Source organism: Kitasatospora sp. CB01950, from assembly GCF_001905465.1.
In the GTDB taxonomy this organism is placed as follows: domain Bacteria; phylum Actinomycetota; class Actinomycetes; order Streptomycetales; family Streptomycetaceae; genus Kitasatospora.
In genome coordinates, this window is the sequence record NZ_LISX01000002.1 from 289185 (window position 1) to 307050 (window position 17866).

A 17866-nucleotide genomic window follows, 5' to 3' on the forward strand; every position below is an offset into this window, starting at 1 on the left:
GACAACCCCGACACCCCGACGCGCTGGAGAGAGCAAGTCCATGCAGGAACAGATCCGCTCGTTCGTTCTCGCCACCCTGGCGACGATGAACTACGACGTCTCGCAGGTCACTTCGGAGACCGACCTCGGCCCGGCCGGCCTCGACCTGGAGTCCCTCGCGCTGGCCGACCTGGCGGTGCAGGTCGAGGAGAAGTTCGGCATCCGCTTCGAGCTGGACGACATGGAGTCCACCGCGCTGATGACGATCGACGAGTTCAGCGCCGAGGTCGCCGACCGGATCGCCAAGTCCTCGGCGGGCAGCGCCTGATGAGCGCCGACCACACCGAGCCGCACTCCGGCCTGGTCGAGCCGCGATTCGACCGCACCGAACCGCACGCCGGCCGCACCGAACCGCACGCCGGCCGCACCGAGCCGCACGCCGGCCGCGCCGAGCCGCGCTTCGACCGCACCGAGGCGATCGCGATGCTCGCCCGCTACGGCGACCGCTCCCCCGAGCAGGTCGACGAACAGCTGGGCTCGCTCGAACTGACCTGGCTGATCGCCGAAACGGAGCAGGCCTACGGAATTCAACTCGACCTGGACGACCACCACTTGGACGCCATCCGGACCGTCGACGACGCGGTCGCCGCACTGGGCGCCCAACTCGACGCCCGCACCGCCGTCGCGCCATGACGCCGACCGCTCCCCGGAACGGTCCGCCGCGGCGCACCGTCCTGGTCGGCGGCATCGGCGTCCGCTCCGCCTTCGGGCCGGGGCTGCCCGCGCTGCTGGACGGGGCGCTGGCCGGCCGGCCCGCGTTCGTCCCGGTGGGCCGCTTCAGCACCGCCGGGCACCGCACCGACCTGGCCGCCGTCGCCGACGACGCAGCCGAACCGCCGAGCCTGGTCGACCAGTTGGTCGCCGTGCTCGCCGAGGCGGGCGCGCTCGACGGCCGGCCCGACGGCGCGCCCGAGGACCTGCTGCTCGCCCTGCACGGCGATCGGCGGGCCGGACCGGTCGCCCAGGAGATCGCCGAACGCACCGGGCTTCGGCCCCGGGTGTACACCGGCGCGTGCGTGGCGGCCGCCACGGCCGTCGCCGACGCCACCGCGCTGATCGCCTCCGGCCGGCGCGAACGGGTGCTGGTCGCCGCCGGCTACCTGGTCGAGCCGGACACCTTCGCGGTGTTCGACGCCGGCCGGGCACTGGCCGGAGACGGCGCCGTCCGCCCGTTCAGCCTGGGCCGGCAGGGCATGCTGCTCGGTGACGCGGTGGTGGCCGTCGTCCTGGAGTCCGTGCCGTCGCTGCGCCGCAGTCGCGGCCGCAACCCGCTGGCCCGGATCGCCGGTTGGGCCCGCACGGGGGACGCCCACCACGTCTGCCGGCCGCACCCGGAGGGCGTCGGACTGGCCCGGGCGGTGCGGATCGCGCTCGCCCGGGCGGGCGCCGCACCGGACGCAATCGCCTACGTCAACGCCAACGGCGCCGGGTCGAAGCTCGGCGACCTCGCCGAGGCCGCCGCGCTGCGCACCGTCTTCCCGACCGGAACCCCGCCGGTCAGCTCCACCAAGTCCGTCCACGGCCATGCCCTGGAGGCTTCCGCCCTGCTCGAACTCGCCGTCACCGTCGGTGTGTTGCAGGCCGGTTCGCTGCCCGTCAACGCCGGCTGGCAGCATCCGGACCCGGGCTGCCCGCTCGACCTGGTCCTCGACCACCCCCGATCCGCCGCCCCCGGGCTCGCCCTCACCCTGAACTCGGCGTTCGGCGGCGCGAACACCGCCCTCCTGGTGGCCGCCGCATGACCGCCCCCGCCACCGACCCACTGCGAACGACCTCCCGCGCCCCCGACCCGCCGCAAACGACCGAAACCGACCCCCTGCGGACGGCCTCCCCCGCCCACCACCCGCTGCGGGTGCTCGCCTCCGCTGCCTGGCCCGAACGACCGGACGACCGGCTGCCGCCCATCGCCGGGTTCGTCGAGTCCAGCTTCAACCCGCTGGTGGCCGAGACCGCCGATCGCTGTCTGCTCCGCCACTACGGGCCGCCGCCCGCGCTCGGCGCGCCGCGCACCGCGCTGCTGCTGGCCAGTGCGACCGGCGACACCGGCACTGCGGACGCCCTCGCCCTGGCCACCACCACCGGCCGGCGCGTCCCGCCCCTGCTGTTCTTCCAGTCCAACCCGAACGCCGTGCTCGGCCACCTCGCCGCCCGCTGGCAGCTCGACGGCCCGGTCGTCGCACTCGGCCCCGGCTTCGACACCGAGGACGAACTCCTCGACCGGGCGGGCCTGTTGATCGAGGACGGCGACGCCGAGCAGGTCCTGCTGATCACCGCCGCGCAGGGCCCGCCCGACCGCGCCACCGCCGCCCTGCTCACCCCCTGACACCCCGCCGGTCATGCCGACGACGACGTCCCGCACCACGAGAAGAACGGGATCCATGAGCCTCCGCACCCTGCGCGCCGCGCTGTCCGAGGACAGCTCCGTCGGCGCCGGCAACGTCCTGACCACCCGGGTCGAGCAGGGACTCGGCCTCGACTCGCCGACCCTGACCTTCGACACGCCCGTCGACGGCCACCCCGCCCGCACATCCCTGACGCTCCGTCAACTCGACCTGGCGGTACGGAAGCGGGCGTCCGCCCTGCACGCACTCGGGGTGCGAAGGAGCGACCCGGTGGCGGTACAGGCGTCCGCGGCAGCCGACCAGGTGCTGGCGTTCCTCGCACTGACCCGCCTCGGCGCCGTCCCGGCCCTGCTCAACCCGGCGCTGGACGCGGACAGTTCGGCCCGCTACCTGCGCCGGTTGAACGCGGCCGGGCTGCTCACGGACGCCGACCACGCCAAGGCCCTGGCGGGCCACGACCTCGGCATCCCGCTGCTCGCCGACACGGCCGAACTCGCCGGCGGCGACCCGGAGTTCGCGCCCGCCGCGTACCGGCACTGGCCCACCGACCCGGTCGCGATCACGCACTCCTCGGGGACCACCGGTCTGCCGAAGGCCGTGCTGCACTCGCACCGCAGCCTGTACGCGGCGATTCGGCACCGGCTGCTGCTGCCGCGCCCGCAGGGCATCGACCGGGTGCTGAGCGCACTGCCCGCCGCACACGCCGCCACCCTGATCGCCGTCAACCTGGCGCTCAGCTTCGACGCCCAACTCCACCTGCTGTCGAGCCAGTCGGGGCCGGTGGTGCTGGACGCGATCGAGCGCTGGCAGCCGCTCGGCGTGTACGGCTTCGCCACCACCTGGGCCGACCTGGCCCGGCACGACCTGTCGGCGCGCGACCTGGCCTCGGTCGGCCTGTGGTGGAACACCGGCGACTGCGCGCACGAGACCCACATCCGCCGCCTGGTCGCCCAGGGCTCGCGCGAGACCGCCACCCGGCAGGGCCGGGTCCGCACCGCCGGTTCGGTGTTCATCGACGGCCTCGGCTCCTCCGAGATGGGCCACTCGCACTTCTTCATCACCCACACCGTCGACTCCGACCGCTACGGCCGGTGCGTGGGCCGCCCGCACGCGTTCGTGGACTGCGCGATCCTCGACCCGGACGGCAACGAGCTCGGCCCGGGCGAGGTCGGCGAACTCGGCACCCGCTCCCCCACCCTAGCCGTCGGCTACTGGAACGACTCCGTCACCACCCACCGCACCCGCCTGCGCGACTACTTCCTCACCGGCGACCTGATGTACCGCGACGAGGACGGCTACTACTACCACGTGGACCGCGCCGTCGACACCGTCGACCTCGCCGACGGCCGCCGCCTGCACACCGCCGCCAGCGAGGAACGCGTTCTCGCCGCCTGCCCGGACGTGCTGGACTGCACGGTGGTGGCGCTCCGCGACGGCGACCGCGTCGTCACCGACGTCCTGCTGCAACTCGCCCCGGCCGCCGCCGAGTCCGACGAGCTCACCGCCCGGGTGCTGGCCGCGTTGGAGCCGCACGTCGCCGACACCGTCCGCACGGTGCTCGCCGTACCCGACGAGCGGATCCCGCTCGGCCCGACCGGCAAGGTCCGCAAGGTCCTGCTGCGGCAGCAGCACCTCGCCTCGGCCGGCGCGCGGTGACGGCGACCGGCGCGCAGATCACCGGTATCGGCTGGGTGACCCCGCTGGGCCGGGGCGTTCCCGAGGTGTTCGGCGCCCTCGCCGCCGGCCGCTCCGGGCTGACCGCCCCGCCCCCGGACCACCCGGCGGCAGGCTGGCTGCGGGCCGCGGGCATCGCCCCGCCGGTGCCCGCCGTCGAGGTGCTGCCGGCGACCGAGACCCGCTGCGCCGACCGCTTCCTGCTGCTGGCCCTGGCCGCCGCCGACGACGCCCTCGCCGACGCGAAACTGACGGTTCGTCAGGACACCGACCCGGAGCGGGTGGCGGTGGTGCTGGCCACCGGCGGTGGCGGGCTGGAGAGTTACGAGCAGCAGGCCGCGGCGCGCCGCGAGCGCGGCCGGGCGGCGGTCAGCCCGTACCTGCTGCCGGGCATGCTGTCCAACATGGCGGCCGCCCGGATCGCCATCACGCACGGCATCCGCGGCTACAGCTCGGCCGTGATCACCGCCTGCGCGGCCGGTGCGCAGGCCGTCGCCGAGGGCCTGCGACTGATCCGCGGCGGCGAGGCGGACGTGGTGGTGTGCGGCGGCGCAGAGGCCCCGCTGCACCCGACCATCGCCGCCGCCTTCGACAACTCCCGTGCTCTCGCCGCCGGTTGGGACGACCCTGCGCAGGCATCGCGGCCGTTCGACGCCCGCCGCAACGGCTTCGTGCTGGGCGAGGGCAGCGCCGTTCTGGTGTTGGAGCGGGCCGAGCACGCGGCCGCCCGCGGGGCCTCGGCGTACGCGGAGGTGTCCGGTTGGGGCGCGGCCACCGACGCCCACCACCCGACCATGCCGCGCCCCGACGGGGCCGGCGCGGCGAGCGCGATGCGGGCGGCGCTGCGCTCGGCGGGGCTGGATCCGTCGGCGGTGGGCTACGTCAACGCCCATGGCACGGGCACCAGGTTGGGCGACCGGGCGGAGGTGTCTGCGCTGCGCGAGGTGTTCGGCGACGCGGGCCCGCCGGTCAGCTCCGTCAAGGGTGCGACGGGCCATCTGCTGGGTGCGGCCGGCGCGGTGGAGGCCGCGGTCTGTGCGCTGGCCGTCGCCGAGGGCCTGCTGCCGCCCACCCTGAACCTCGAACAGCCCGACCCGGAGTGCGAGTTGCAGCATGTGCGCGGCTCGGCGCTGCGGCGTCCGGTGCGTCACGCGCTGTCCAACTCGTTCGCGTTCGGCGGGCACAACCTGAGCCTGGTGTTCGGCCCGCCGGGCATAGCCGCTCGGCAACTCGGCCTCTCGGAACAGCATTTCGGGCCTACCGGACGGCAAAGCGGCTTCTCGGAACGGCACTTCGGCCGGTCGGCCGAGCATCTCGGAGGGAACTCATGACCGTCGCCGGCATCGCCTACCTCGAACTGTACGCGGAGGACGCCCACAAGTACGCCGCGCAGCTGCGCGACGACTGGGGTTTCACGCTGAGCAGGCCGGCCCGCACCGCGCCGGGCACCGTCCAGGTGCTGGCCCACCAGGGCGCGATCCGGCTGCTGGTGACCTCGGCGGTGGACGCCGAGCACCAGGTGACGGAGTGGGTGCGGCGGCACGGCGACGGCGTCGCGGTGATCGCGCTGCGGCACCCGGACAAGGTGGCGGCGGCCGCGGCGGCCGAGCGGGCGCTGAACGCGGGCGGCGGCTGCCTGGACGGGGCGGGCACGGTCTCCGGGTTCGGCGATCTCGCGGTGCGTTTCGCCGACGCGCAGGACCTCCTTCCGCCGGACGAACTTCCGGGCGTCGGCGGCCTGTTGGAACTCGACCATGTGGCGATCGCGGTGCCGGGCGGGCAGTTGGACGCCTCCGTGGAGTGGGCGGTGCGCGGCCTGGGCTTCCGGGAGATCTTCCGCGAGTACGTCGAGGTCGGCGCGCAGGCGATGGACTCCCGGGTGGTGCAGAGCCCGTGCGGCACCATCACCTTCACCCTGCTGGAGCCGGACACTTCGCGGGCGGCCGGCCAGATCGACGGCTTCCTGGAGGCGCACGGCGGCGCGGGCGCCCAGCACGTGGCTTTCTCCACGGCCTCGATCACAGCGTCGGTACGGGAGTTGAGCGCCCGCGGGGTGGCTTTCCTGTCCACGCCGGGCGCGTACTACCGGGCGCTGGAGGCGAGGCTCGGGCCGACCGGCATCCCGGTCGCCGAGCTGCGCGACACCAACGTCCTGGTGGACCGCGACCACGGCGGCGAGCTGTTCCAGATCTTCGCCCGCTCCGCCCACCCGCGCCGGACCTTCTTCCTGGAGCTGGTGGAGCGCCGCGGCGCCGGTTCGTTCGGCACCGCCAACATCAAGGCCCTGTACGAGGCGGTGGAGCGCGAGCGCGCCGTCACCGCCGGCCACTGACCGAACGGAGTCCTCAAGTGACCACCCCCATCGACGCGTTCGGGCTGACGGAGGAGGAGTCGGCGCTGCTGCCGACCGCCGAGGAGGTGCTGCAGTACGCGGAGCGCGGCTGGTACCTGTCGCGCCGGCTGTTCAGCGACCAGGAGCTGGACGCGCTGCAAGCGGCGACCGAGCGCTACTATGCGGGTGAACGCGACCGCGAACTTCCCGTCCGTCCGCCGCACTTGGCGTCCTGGACGCCGGCCGACGGCCCGGTGCAGCGGCACAACGACTACGTGCACTTCGAGCACGCGGAGATCGGCCGCATCCTGCGCAAGCCGCTGTTGGGCGCGGTCGCGGCGCGGCTGGCGCAGGCCGAGGAGATCCGGGTGTTCCAGGCGACGCTGATCTACAAGCCGCCGGTGCCGGGCGAGCCGAGCAATGTGGTGCCGTGGCACTTCGACAAGCACTATTGGCAGACGTCCACCTCGCAGCGGATGCTGACGGCGTTCCTGCCGTTCCACGACTGCACGGAGGAGATGGGCACCATCACCATGGTGGACGGCAGCCACCGCTGGGAGGAGCGCCCGGGCGGCGACGACTCGACCCGGCACTTTGCCTCCCGCGACCGCGCCGAGCTCGACCAACTCCTCGCCGAGAATGCCGAGTTCAACGGCTCCGAGGTGCGCACGGTGCCGGTGGAGATCCCGCGCGGGCACGTCTCCTTCCACCACTGTCGCACTTATCACGGCTCCGGCCCGAACCGCTCCCCGCAGCCACGCCGCGCGGTCTCGCTGCACCTTCAGGACGGGTCGAACCGCTACCGCTCGTTCCTCAAGCCGGACGGTTCGCCGGTGGTGTACAACCACGACGCGGTGGTGCGGCGCACGGCAGAGGGCCAACCGGACTACGCGGACCCGCAGTTCTGCCCGGTGCTGTGGCGGTCGGGCCGGTGAGCCTGCCGCATTTGGCGGACCCGGCCGGGCGCTACCGGGCGATGCGGCTGATCCGCTCGTTCGAGGAGCTGGCGCTGGAGTGGGTGCGCTCGGGGCTGATCGTCGGCGGCACCCATCCGTACATCGGCCAGGAGGCGGTGGCGGTCGGCGTGTGCGCGGCGCTCGCGCCGGACGACGGGTTGACGTCCACCCACCGGGGCCACGGCCACGTCCTCGCCAAGGGTGCCGATCCGGGTCGGCTACTGGCCGAACTCGCCGGCCGCGTCGACGGGTTGAACCGGGGCCGGGGCGGTTCGATGCACGCGGCGGACTTCTCGCTGGGCATCCTCGGCGCGAACGGCATCGTCGGCGCGGGCGCGCCGATCGCGGTCGGCGCGGCCTGGGCGGCGCAGCGGCAGGGCCGGCCCCGGGTGGTGGCCTCGTTCTTCGGTGACGGCGCGCTCAACCAGGGGGTGCTGCTGGAGGCGTTGAACCTGGCGTCGATCTGGCGGGCCCCGGTGCTGTTCGTGTGCGAGAACAACGGCTACGCGACGACGCTGCCGGCCGGTGCGGCGGTGGGCGGTTCGGCGTGCGGCCGGGCGGAGGCGTTCGGCATTCCGGCGGAGACGGTGGACGGCATGGACGTGGAGGCGGTCCGGGCGGCGGCCGGGCGGATGGTGGAGCGGGCGCGGGCGGGCGGCGGCCCGGGGTTCCTGGAGTGTCTGACGTACCGGTTCGAGGCGCACCACACCATGGAGCGCCGCTTCCGTCTCGCCTACCGCACCGCGCAGGAGGTGGCGGCGTGGCGGGCCCGCGACCCGCTGGCCTCCGCCGCTGCGGCCCTGCCGTCGGCCACGGTCGCCGCCATCGACGCCGAGGTCGGCCAACTTCTTCTCGAATCGGCCGAGTTCGCGCTCGCCTCGGCGGAGCCGGATCCGTTGACGGCCGGCGATCACCTGTATGCGAGCGGGCTCCGGCCCCGGTCGGGGGCGGCGCTGTGACCCTGTTGTCGTACGCGAAGGCGATGAACCGGGCGCTGGCGGACGCGTTGGCGGCCGACCCGGCGGTGTGCGTGTTCGGCGAGGACGTGGGCGCGGGCCTGGCCGGGCTGACGCTGGGCCTGCAGCAGCGGTTCGGCGCGGAGCGGGTGGTGGACACCCCGCTGTCGGAGCAGGCGTTCACCTCGGCGGGCGTCGGCGCGGCGCTGTCCGGGATGCGTCCGGTGATCGAGTTGCAGATCCCGTCGCTGCTGTTCCTGGTGTTCGAGCAACTCGCCAACCAGGCGCACAAGTTCTCTCTGATGACGGGCGGCCAGGCGCGGGTGCCGCTGACCGTGGTGGTGCCCGGTTCGGGGTCCCGCAGTGGCTGGGCCGGGCAGCATTCGGACCAGCCGTACGGCCTGTTCGCGCACGTCGGCATCAAGACGCTGGTACCGGCGACGCCTACCGACGCGTACGGGCTGCTGAGTTCGGCGATCGCGGACGACGACCCGGTCGTGCTGTTCGCCCCGGCGGGTGCGCTGGGCGTCCGGGAGGACGTGACGGCGCCGCTGGGGCCGGTACCCCTCGGCGTGGCCCGGACGCACCGGGCGGGCACGGACGTCACGGTGGTCGCGGTCGGCCATCTCGTCCATCAAGCGCTGGCGGTGGCCGAGGAGTTGGCGGGTGAGGCGTCGGTGGAGGTGCTCGATCCGCGCACCCTGTACCCGCTGGACCGGGCGGCGCTGCTGGCTTCGCTGGAGCGCACCGGGCGGCTGGTGGTGGTGGACGACTCCAACCGCTTCGCCGGGTTCGCCGCCGAGGTGCTGGCGGTCGCCGCCGAGGACGGCCGGCTGCTCGCCCCGCCGCGCCGGGTGACGCGCCCGGACGGCGCGGTGCTGCCGTTCGCGCTCGGCCTGGACCGGGCGTTGCAGCCGGGGGTCGACCAGCTGCGGGAGGCGATTCGCGCCGTCCTGAAGTGAGCCCGCCCCGGCGCGCGGGGGCGGCCTCGCCGACGGCCGCACCCGGGGTGGGTGCGGCCGTCGGCGAGGCCACCTCTCAACTGCCCTGCACAGCAGGACTGTTGATGTCGCTTTCTTACTTGCCGAGCCACATGTCGGGGCCGAACACCTCGTAGTGGATGTCGGCGGCGGGGATGCCGGCCTCCAGCAGCTGGGTGCGCACGGCGCGCATGAACGGCAGCGGGCCGCAGAGGTAGGCGACGGCGTCGGCGGGCACGTCCAGGCCGGTCAGGTCGACGCGGCCGGTGCGGTCGGTGGGGCACTCGCCCTCGGGGTGCTCGTACCAGACGTGCGCCTCGGCGTTGGGGAGCTTCTCGACCAGGCCGGCGAAGTCCTCGCGGAAGGCGTGGGTGGACTCCTGCTGGTCGCCGTGGACGGCGATCACCCGGCGGGCGGCGCCGGTCTCGGCGAGGTGGTGAAGCATGCCGATGATCGGGGTGCAGCCGATGCCGGCGGAGGCCAGCACGACCGGGCGGTCCTCGTCGGCCAGCTGCACGTCGCCGAACGGGTGGCTGACCAGCAGGGTGGCGCCCTCGTCGACGTGCTGGTGCAGGTGGTTGGAGACCTCGCCGGCCGGGTCGCCGGCGACGCGCTTGACCGTGATCTGCAGGCCGCCCTCGGGCTGCCCGGACAGGCTGTACTGACGGATCTGCTTGGCGCCGTCCGCGAGTTCGACCTGCACGGAGACGTACTGGCCGGGCTTGTGGGCCGGGACGGGGCCGCCGTCGGCCGGGCGCAGCAGGAAGGTCGCGACGTCGGCGGTCTCGGCGGTGCGGGACACCACCGTGTAGGGGCGGCGCTCGCCGCGGGTGCCGCTCTGCTCGTACAGGCGCTGCTCGATGGCGATCAGCGCGTTGGCCATCAGCCAGTAGACCTCTTCCCAGGCCTCGGCGACCTCGGGGGTGACGGCCTCGCCGAGCACCTCGACGATGGCGGCGAACAGGTGGTCGTGGACCACCTGGTACTGCGGGCCGGTGACGCCGAGGGAGACGTGCTTGTGGGCGATGCGGGCGAGCATGGCGTCGGGGCGCTCGTCGGGGTTGTTCACCAGGACGGTCGCGAAGGCGGCTATCGAGCCGGCCAGCGCCGACTTCTGGCTGCCGTCGGCCTGGTTGCCCCGGTTGAACAGGTCGCGCAGCAGCTCGGGGTGGGCGGCGAAGAGCCGGTGGTAGAACGAGCCGGTGATCTGCTCGATGGCCGCCCCCACCACGGGGAGGGTGGCACGCACGGTCTGCGCGGACTTCTCGGAGAGCATCCGAAGCTCCAAACTCGCATCTGAGATGCGTATTTTAAGGTGTGGGAATACCTACTGGTGACCGCTAATGACTGCCAGTGAGCACTGGAGACTGCTGTTGAGCTGCTACCGACCGCTTTCGGCAACGGGAAAGCGCTTTCCGAACATGTTCGGTCGACCGCCCCGAACAACCCCGCCGCCGCTACCCGCGCACGGGCAGTCCGAGCAGGACCGGGCCGGTCGGCGGACCGACCAGGTCGTCCACGGTCAGCGGATCGAGCGTCGCGAAGAACGCCTCCTGCGCCTGGCGCAGTACCCCGCGCAATCGGCAGGAGTGCCGCAGCGGACACGGCGGCTGGTCCTCGCAGCCGACCACGTCCCCGGCACCCTCCAGCTCCCGAACGATCCGGCCGAGCGATCCGGTACGGCCGGCGGCCGTGAGGGCAAGCCCTCCGCCGCGCCCGCGCCGGGCCTCGACCACGCCCAGGTGCTGGAGACGACTGACCACCTTCGCCGCATGGTTGTAGGGCACGTCGACCGCCTCGGCCACCTCGCGGGTGGTCGGGGTCTGGTCCTCGTCCAGCACCGCCAGGCGCATGGCGATGCGCAGTGCGATGTCGGTGCTCTTGGTCAGCCTCACGGCGATGACTCTAGTGAATTCCGCATCTGAGATACCAATTCACCTCGTGTCTGGTGCGTCACGTTCCCCGCCCTCCCATCCCGCCCCGCCCCCGCTCCCGCCCCCGCCGCCTCCACCGACCTCCCCGTTCGCGGTACCCGGCCCGCCGCCGGTGATCCCCGTCACCCCTGTGCGCCGCACCCGCCGACGGCCCGCGCCCGCCCGTAGGCTCGGCACTTCCTGCTCGATCCTGCTCGAAGCGCTCCCCCTGTTCCCACTCCCCCCGCGACGGAGACCCCCGGTGACGGCACGTCAGCTCCTCGATCTGCTGGTCGATCCCGGCAGCTTCACCTCCTGGGACGAGCCGATCACCGCCGAGCCGGCCGACCCCGACTACCGGGACGCGCTGGCCCGGGCCCGGGCCCGCACCGGGCTGGACGAGGCGGTACTGACCGGCCGAGCCCTGCTGGACGGCCGGCCGCTGGCGCTGATCGCCTGCGAGTTCGGCTTCCTGGGCGGCTCGATCGGCGTCGCCACGGCGGAACGGATCACCCGCGCCGTGGAGCGCGCCACCGCCGAGCGCCTCCCGCTGCTCGCGCTGCCGGTCTCCGGGGGTACCCGCATGCAGGAGGGCTCCGCCGCGTTCCTGTGCATGGTCCGGGTCACCGCCGCGATCCACGCCCACCGCGCCGCCGGCCTGCCGTACCTGTCCTACCTGCGCAACCCGACCATGGGCGGCGTGTTCGCATCCTGGGGCACCCTCGGCCATCTGGTCCTCGCCGAACCGAACGCCCGCCTGGGCTTCCTCGGCCCGCGCGTCTACGAGGAACTGCGCGGCGAACCCCTGCCGCCCACCGTCCAGCGCGCCGAGACTCTCGCCGCCAACGGCCGCCTGGACGCCATCGTCCCGCCGGACCGCCTGCACGCGTTCCTGTCCCGCGCCCTCGCCGTCCTCACCGCCCGTCCGCCCCAAGCCAGTTCGCCGTCGCCTGCCGCCCCCGAAGCACCTCTGCCCGCCGGTGACGCCTGGGAATCGGTGCTCCGCAGCCGCCGCCCCGACCGCCTCTCCGCGCTCCAGCTCCTCGACCACACCGCCGAGTTGTTCCTCCCCCTGGACGGCGACAGCGCGCTCGTCCGGGCCCTCGCCCTGATCGGCGGTCGCCCGGTGATGGTGGTCGCCCAGCAGCGCTCCGGCCCCGACCTCCCCGAACTTCCGTTCACAGCAGCGGACTTGCGGGCGGTGCGCCGACAAGCCGAACTGGCCGAGGAGTTGGGCATGCCGCTGCTCACCGTGGTCGACACGGTCGGCGCCGAACTCTCCGTGGAGGCCGAACTCGACGGCGTGGCACTGGAGATCGCCCACTGCCTGACCACCCTGGTCGGCCTGCGCACGCCCGTCCTCGCCGTCCTGCTCGGCCAGGGCAGCGGCGGCGGCGCGCTCGCCCTGCTGCCCGCCGACCGGGTCATCGCCGCCCAGCACGCCTGGCTCGCCCCGCTGCCGCCCGAGGGCGCCTCCGCCATCGTCCACCGCGACGGCGAGCACGCTCCTCAACTCGCCCGCGCCCAGGGCATCACCGCCGCCGCCCTCGCCGCCACCGGCCTGGTCGACCAGGTCGTCCCCGAGACCGACGACCCCGCCCACCTGCGCGACCACCTCGCCACCGCGATCACCCGCACCCTCGCCGAACTCGCCCAACTCCCCACCGCCGACCGTCTTTCCGCCCGCCACACCCGCAACCGCCGCCTCGGCGGCCCGCTCACGGCTTGAACGGCTTGAACAGCCGGTACAGGTCGGGCCTTTCGGCGAGCAGCTTGGCGATCAGCTTGGCGATCGCCTCGACGAGGAACGGCCGGTCGCCGTCCGGGTGACGGTCCCGCACCAGTTCGATCGCCTCGTCCAGCTGCCCGGCGGCGACCATGAGCGGGAGCCTCAGTTGCAGCAACTCTTCATCATCCGACCACATCTGACGAACTATCAAACCATCGAGGAACGCCAGACCTTCGTGCGGCCGGCCATGGTCGGCGTACAGCGTGCACAGCGTCGAGACAATGCAGCATTCCGCCCCGTCGGTTGACTCGGCGCACGCACGCACCACCACCACCATCGCCTCCTCGCCCCGCCCGCACCGGGCCAGGAGCCGGGCGCGCCCGAGTGCCATACCCCGCCCGCCGCACGGCAGTTCACTCGCCGCGCGGTACACGGCGGCAGCGCCCGCCTCGTCCCCGAACTCCTCCAGCAGCCGGGCGAGACGCCACCCGGCGGGCCCGGCGGGGTCGACGGTCGCGCGCGCACGCAGGTCGTCGATCCGGCCGTGCCGCGCCAGCAGGTCGGCCAGCAGGTCGCAGACGTGGCCGTCGGCACTCTCCCGGGCCCGGAGCAGCGCGATCGCCTCGTCGATCCGGCCCCGGCGCTCGCGGACGGCCGCCAGCAGACCGGTCGCCGTCCTGTGCGGGGCCAGCAACGTGAACAAGACGCAGACCGTGACCGCCGCCCAGCTGGGCACGAGCGGCACCCAGGAGATCACCGTGGTCGCCGCCCTGACCGACGGCCCCGTGACGGCCGTCGACACCGCCGACACCGTCACCGGTGGCATCTACGTGCACCTCGACCCGTCCGCGACCTTCCCGGGCAACGGCACCATCACCCGGACCGGCTACTACAACTGCGCCAGCGGCACACCGACCCCGACCTCGGCGATCATCACCCTCGACCAGGTCGAACCCGGCAACCTCACGGCCGCCGGAGAGGGCGTGGTCACCGTCCTCACCTGCAACGGCACCAACCAGACCTTCAGCATCAACATCACCAGTTGCACCGGCAAGGCTTCATGAATCGGGTGCCTGCCCCTCGGGGAGTCCGGGCCGCCAGTCACCACCTCCCGTCCTCTGCGCGCTCGCCGATTCGAGGGATTGGCCGCGGTGTCCCGTGGCGGGCGGGCCGCAACGGGAATCCCCCGTCCGAAGAGGTGCCCGTTCCCAGCCGGGCGCCCTCGGAAGGGAGAACAGTCATGCGTCGTCGTCTCATCGGGGTCGGCCTGCTGGCCGTCGCCGGCGTCCTCGCCATCTCCGTCCCCGCCCAGGCGGCCACCGGCCTCCTGGTGGTGAACGGGGTGCCCCACCAGGACCCCGCGCGCGGCTGCTACAACGCCACGTCGCCGATCACCGTCCAGAACTTCACCAACTCGGTGGTGCTGCTGCACGCCGCGGCCAACTGCCAGGGCCCGGTGACGGCGGAGGTGAACCCCGGGAGGATCGCCACGGCCGTCGGTTCGAGCTACTTCGTCTTCTGAGCCCGCACACCACGGCGCACCGGAGCGGGAGGCCGACAGGCTCCGGCCTCCCGCTCCGCGCCCGCCGCTCAGCGGGCCGGCGGGGTCAGCTCCATCGCCCGTACAGCTGCTGCCAGCGCCGGTTCGTCGCCCACGTCCAGCGCCGTGTCCGCCAGCTTGATGACGTGCTCGTCACCGTGCGCCAGGGCCCGGTCGAAGACCTCCTCGGCGCTGAGACCGCCGAGCGGCACGGGCGGCACGGCCGTGGCCGGCGCGTACATCGCGGTGACCGCCGCGGCGGCCGTCCAGGCGGCGTGCAGGCTCGACGCCCACAGGGCCTGCGGGAGTGCGGGCAGAGTGCGCAGCACGGCGTTGGGCGCGGTGGCCGCGTGCACGAGCATCGTCTCCTCACCGTGGCCGTGGGTGGCGTACCGGTGGGTTGCCGCCCGTACCAGCTCCGCGAGTTGACGGTGTGCCTCGGCGGGCTCGCGCGTGGCGGCGGCCCATCGCGGCAGCGCCTCGACGTGGCCGATCCGGGCCGGGAAGCCGCCGTCCTGGACGGTGATGCGCGGCACCAGTGCGAGCGTGGCGGACGCGCTCTCGGCACCGGACAGCGAGACCGGCACCGTGACGGGACGGTGGCGGGCGGCCCAGTAGCCCAGGCCGTGGGCGAGTTCGGCGAGCCGGGGTTCGGTGACCGCACCCGCACCCGCACCCGCACCCGCACCCGCACCCGCGTCCGCGTCCGCGTCCGCGTCCGCGTCCGACAGGAGGGTGCGCACCGCGTGCCCCACTCGAATCACCGGGTGGGTCGAGCCGCCGCAGATCCCCGGCAGCAGCCGCGGCCACCACTCGGCGAGCACCTCCCGCCAGGGACGTTCCGCGACCTCGCGCTCGAAGAACCCGATCCAGTCCGCCGACCTCCCCGAATCCCCCATCGCCGCACGCCAGTTGGCGGCCGTGATCCGTTCGACGCCGGCCGGGAAGTCCTCCAGCTTGGCGGCGTACAGGTCGAGCCACCGGTGCACCGACTGTGACCGCCCGCGGGCGGCCAGGGCCTCGACGGCCATCGGCGCATGGTTGGTGAGCCGCCCGAGCCGCTCGGGCCCGCAGCGGTGCAGTCGTTCGAGCGCCTCGTCCAGCGTTCCTGTCGCATCCATGCCGCCGACGGTAGGCGCAGCCACAGGGCGGGCGGAACGGGCTGGAGGCGTAGGCCGGACTCCCCACATCGTCCCAGGCCCTCCGGCCCGTCCGCTATCGGCCGGGGTTGCCCAGCCAGGCGGAGAGGGTGGCGAAGTCGCCCGTGCCCAGGCCGACTTCGGGATCGACCCGGTGGAGCAGCGCGGGGCCGGGGTGGTGGTGGGCGACCCACTCGCGGTCGGCCTCGCCGATCTCGTCGTCGACCCAGGCGAACGGCGTCCCGGCCGCGTGCGCGACCAGGGCGGGCGCCTTCCAGTGCACACCGGCCGGCGCAGCGCCGTTCGGCAGGTCGGGCTCATCGGGTAGGACGGCCAGGACGGGCAGCGGCGGCAGGCCGAGCAGCGGCGCGAGGCAGGCGTTCGCGTCGTCGAACCAGGTGGTGGCCCAGATCAACCGGCAGGACAGCGCGACGAGTTGAGGACCGAGCGCGGGGTCGACCCGCGACAACAGGGGGTTGGACTCGCCGGTCAGCTCGCGGATGCGCCGCGCCGTCAGGTGGGAACGGTAGCGGGCCGGGTCGCCGCCGAACGGGATCAACGGGCCGTCGACGTCGAGGTAGAGCAGGGGCAGCGGGGACTCCATGGGGCCGATGATGCCCGAGCCGGACGCCGCCCCGCACCTCTCACTGCACCCTCAGCGGGCCCCTCACCATCGCGGCGAAGACGGGCGAGTCCGGGAACGGCTGTTGGGAACCGATCTGCCGGTAACCCCACGACGCGTAGCGGGCCTTCGCCCTCCCGTCCCCGGCCCGCGGATCGACCAACCACGATGCGCGCTCACAGCGCGAACGGCCGGTACTCCAGGGCCTGATCGACCACCTCGGCGGCTGTCGGCGACGGTCCCTTCGGCCAGAAGATCAAGTCGCTGACGTAACCGCTCGGGCAGCCGAGGCCGGCGCCCAACGCCGTCAACAGCCGGTCGATCTCAGCATCGTTGACACGGTCCGCGTCCATGATCCTCTGCACCATCGACACGGCAGCCTCCCGAGCCATCACCACCACAGCCACCCCCTACCAAGCGAACGGGAACCTACAGATTCTGTCTCTTGACGCAGCTCAGGGACGCCAATCCTCGCGGTAGTCAGGGTGTTCGGCGTAGGACTGTGCGAGGACGCGAAGGGCATAAGCAAGGCCAGCTGCACGGGGATCTGACCGGTCCATCGTCGCGTGGTCTCGTGCCAGCAGGTCGATCAGGTCCAGCATGGGCAGGTGGCTGCCAAGGAGGGCCTCGCCGCCGAGAACCTGCGCTACGTAGGCATAGGCGTGATTGTCCTCCATGGTGCGTGCCCGGAGGAACCTCAGCAGATCGTCCATGTGCCCATCCTCGTGCGCCGGACCGCCTGATGTCCGACCTCTTCTTCTGGTCATCCGCGTGCCCGGATGAGGACGGCCGCGAGGCGGAGTACCGCCTGGTGGACGATGGCCGGCTTGTCGGTTCGCATGGCCGGGCCCCGCCACTGCTTCAGGCGGTTGCTGCACCCCTCGGCCGCGTTGCGGTCCTTGTTGCCACCATGACCGTGCTGAAGGCAGACACCTTCTCCTGCTCGGTGGCCCGCCGCAGCGACCAGCCGTCATCGACCACGCAGCGGGACGGAGTCTGTCGATCGACCGGGAGTCTCGATCGGGTGGTCGCGGGCCCTGCCCGGAATGAGAGCAGGGCTTGGCGGTATACGGGGGAAAATCCAGGAGAGCGGACGGCCGCGCGCTGCTACGGTCGGGCGCCATGAGCTGGCTTCCCGAGGACTTCGTCCACCCCGTCCTGGTACCGCTACCGGGCGGCGGCCATCACCTGCGGCCGATCCGGGAGGCGGACACCCCGCTCGACTATCCGGCTGTGATGGGTTCGCGCGAGCGGCTGTGGACCATCTTCGGCCCGGCCTGGGGCTGGCCTGCGGCCACCATGACCTACGAGGCCGACCAGGCCGACCTGTTGCGGCACGAGAAGGAGATCGCCGCACATCAGTCCTTCAACTACGCACTGTTCGACGCGGCGGAGACAGCTCTGCTCGGCTGCGTCTACATCGATCCACCGGAGAGGGCCGGCGCGGACGGCGAGATCTCCTGGTGGGTGGTGGACGAGCTGGTGGGCAGCAACGTCGAGCAGGCCCTCGACGCGCTGGTGCCGCAGTGGATCGCCGTCGACTGGCCGTTCGAGCAGCCGCGCTTCCTCGGCCGCGAGATCTCCTGGTCGGACTGGCTCGCCCTGCCGGACCATCCCGGCACGTAAGGGGTTGCTGCCCGTACC

Annotated in this window: 21 protein-coding genes and 1 pseudogene; 14 read left to right on the forward strand and 8 right to left on the reverse strand. The window is 73.3% G+C overall.

What is annotated here, in order from left to right; translation table 11 throughout:
- Positions 1 to 40 precede the first annotated feature (40 nt).
- Genes AMK19_RS06055 through AMK19_RS06100 form a run of 10 tightly spaced genes read left to right on the forward strand, consistent with a single transcriptional unit; the run spans position 41 to position 9261 of the window.
- Positions 41 to 307: an acyl carrier protein gene (locus AMK19_RS06055; RefSeq protein ID WP_073808742.1), complete on the forward strand. Its 267-nt coding sequence runs from the start codon at positions 41 to 43 to the stop codon at positions 305 to 307.
- Positions 307 to 672, forward strand: a complete 366-nt coding sequence (locus tag AMK19_RS36915; protein WP_241844267.1) for an acyl carrier protein — start codon at positions 307 to 309, stop codon at positions 670 to 672. The genes AMK19_RS06055 and AMK19_RS36915 overlap by 1 nt, the downstream gene beginning before the upstream one ends.
- On the forward strand, positions 669 to 1781 hold the full coding sequence (locus tag AMK19_RS06065; RefSeq protein ID WP_073808743.1) for a beta-ketoacyl synthase N-terminal-like domain-containing protein: 1113 nt from the start codon (positions 669 to 671) through the stop codon (positions 1779 to 1781). The genes AMK19_RS36915 and AMK19_RS06065 overlap by 4 nt, the downstream gene beginning before the upstream one ends.
- On the forward strand, positions 1778 to 2362 hold the full coding sequence (locus AMK19_RS06070) for a hypothetical protein (RefSeq protein WP_143200068.1): 585 nt from the start codon (positions 1778 to 1780) through the stop codon (positions 2360 to 2362). The genes AMK19_RS06065 and AMK19_RS06070 overlap by 4 nt, the downstream gene beginning before the upstream one ends.
- A gap of 55 nt (positions 2363 to 2417) precedes the next feature.
- Entirely contained in the window at positions 2418 to 4037 is a 1620-nt protein-coding gene (locus AMK19_RS06075) for a class I adenylate-forming enzyme family protein (RefSeq protein ID WP_073808745.1), read from the forward strand.
- Complete coding sequence (locus AMK19_RS06080; protein ID WP_083646527.1) at positions 4034 to 5386, forward strand: beta-ketoacyl-[acyl-carrier-protein] synthase family protein; 1353 nt, start codon at positions 4034 to 4036, stop codon at positions 5384 to 5386. The genes AMK19_RS06075 and AMK19_RS06080 overlap by 4 nt, the downstream gene beginning before the upstream one ends.
- Positions 5383 to 6387 carry a 4-hydroxyphenylpyruvate dioxygenase family protein gene (locus AMK19_RS06085; protein ID WP_073808746.1) on the forward strand — a complete coding sequence of 335 codons (1005 nt, stop codon included), beginning with the start codon at positions 5383 to 5385 and terminating at the stop codon, positions 6385 to 6387. Before AMK19_RS06080 ends, AMK19_RS06085 begins: the two co-directional genes overlap by 4 nt.
- A 17-nt stretch (positions 6388 to 6404) precedes the next feature.
- Positions 6405 to 7322: a phytanoyl-CoA dioxygenase family protein gene (locus AMK19_RS06090; RefSeq protein ID WP_073808748.1), complete on the forward strand. Its 918-nt coding sequence runs from the start codon at positions 6405 to 6407 to the stop codon at positions 7320 to 7322.
- Complete coding sequence (locus AMK19_RS06095; RefSeq protein WP_241844268.1) at positions 7319 to 8302, forward strand: thiamine pyrophosphate-dependent dehydrogenase E1 component subunit alpha; 984 nt, start codon at positions 7319 to 7321, stop codon at positions 8300 to 8302. Before AMK19_RS06090 ends, AMK19_RS06095 begins: the two co-directional genes overlap by 4 nt.
- Positions 8299 to 9261, forward strand: a complete 963-nt coding sequence (locus tag AMK19_RS06100) for an alpha-ketoacid dehydrogenase subunit beta (RefSeq protein WP_143200069.1) — start codon at positions 8299 to 8301, stop codon at positions 9259 to 9261. Before AMK19_RS06095 ends, AMK19_RS06100 begins: the two co-directional genes overlap by 4 nt.
- Positions 9262 to 9376: 115 nt before the next feature.
- On the opposite strand, the gene AMK19_RS06105 is transcribed toward AMK19_RS06100, so the two are convergent.
- Positions 9377 to 10555, reverse strand: a complete 1179-nt coding sequence (locus AMK19_RS06105) for a globin domain-containing protein (RefSeq protein WP_073808749.1) — start codon at positions 10553 to 10555, stop codon at positions 9377 to 9379.
- Positions 10556 to 10736: 181 nt separating this feature from the next.
- Positions 10737 to 11174: an RrF2 family transcriptional regulator gene (locus tag AMK19_RS06110; RefSeq protein ID WP_073808751.1), complete on the reverse strand. Its 438-nt coding sequence runs from the start codon at positions 11172 to 11174 to the stop codon at positions 10737 to 10739.
- A 280-nt stretch (positions 11175 to 11454) separates the two neighbouring features.
- Here AMK19_RS06110 and AMK19_RS06115 point away from each other — a divergent pair, with 280 nt between their 5' ends.
- Positions 11455 to 12921 carry a carboxyl transferase domain-containing protein gene (locus AMK19_RS06115; protein WP_073808752.1) on the forward strand — a complete coding sequence of 489 codons (1467 nt, stop codon included), beginning with the start codon at positions 11455 to 11457 and terminating at the stop codon, positions 12919 to 12921.
- Here the strand turns inward: AMK19_RS06115 and AMK19_RS06120 are convergent.
- Positions 12911 to 13666: a hypothetical protein gene (locus AMK19_RS06120; protein WP_158071872.1), complete on the reverse strand. Its 756-nt coding sequence runs from the start codon at positions 13664 to 13666 to the stop codon at positions 12911 to 12913. The genes AMK19_RS06115 and AMK19_RS06120 overlap by 11 nt on opposite strands.
- Here AMK19_RS06120 and AMK19_RS06125 point away from each other — a divergent pair.
- Complete coding sequence (locus AMK19_RS06125; RefSeq protein WP_073808755.1) at positions 13635 to 13985, forward strand: hypothetical protein; 351 nt, start codon at positions 13635 to 13637, stop codon at positions 13983 to 13985. The genes AMK19_RS06120 and AMK19_RS06125 overlap by 32 nt on opposite strands.
- Positions 13986 to 14161: 176 nt before the next feature.
- On the forward strand, positions 14162 to 14443 hold the full coding sequence (locus AMK19_RS06130; RefSeq protein WP_073808757.1) for a hypothetical protein: 282 nt from the start codon (positions 14162 to 14164) through the stop codon (positions 14441 to 14443).
- A 68-nt stretch (positions 14444 to 14511) separates the two neighbouring features.
- Here the strand turns inward: AMK19_RS06130 and AMK19_RS06135 are convergent, their stop codons facing one another.
- The 5 genes and pseudogenes from AMK19_RS06135 to AMK19_RS36920 all read right to left on the reverse strand — a co-directional run.
- Complete coding sequence (locus AMK19_RS06135; protein ID WP_073808758.1) at positions 14512 to 15582, reverse strand: questin oxidase family protein; 1071 nt, start codon at positions 15580 to 15582, stop codon at positions 14512 to 14514.
- A 94-nt stretch (positions 15583 to 15676) separates the two neighbouring features.
- Complete coding sequence (locus tag AMK19_RS06140; RefSeq protein ID WP_073808759.1) at positions 15677 to 16204, reverse strand: HAD domain-containing protein; 528 nt, start codon at positions 16202 to 16204, stop codon at positions 15677 to 15679.
- A 194-nt stretch (positions 16205 to 16398) separates the two neighbouring features.
- Positions 16399 to 16575 (reverse strand): e9imm peptide, encoded by a 177-nt coding sequence (locus AMK19_RS06145; RefSeq protein ID WP_338015771.1) that lies wholly within the window; start codon positions 16573 to 16575, stop codon positions 16399 to 16401.
- A gap of 102 nt (positions 16576 to 16677) precedes the next feature.
- Positions 16678 to 16935: a DUF6221 family protein gene (locus AMK19_RS06150; RefSeq protein WP_073808761.1), complete on the reverse strand. Its 258-nt coding sequence runs from the start codon at positions 16933 to 16935 to the stop codon at positions 16678 to 16680.
- Between the two features lie 50 nt (positions 16936 to 16985).
- Positions 16986 to 17123: pseudogene (locus AMK19_RS36920) on the reverse strand (IS5/IS1182 family transposase); the annotation flags it as partial.
- A gap of 221 nt (positions 17124 to 17344) precedes the next feature.
- On the opposite strand from AMK19_RS36920, the gene AMK19_RS06160 reads away from it, so the two are divergent.
- Entirely contained in the window at positions 17345 to 17848 is a 504-nt protein-coding gene (locus AMK19_RS06160; protein ID WP_073808762.1) for a GNAT family N-acetyltransferase, read from the forward strand.
- Positions 17849 to 17866: the final 18 nt, after the last annotated feature.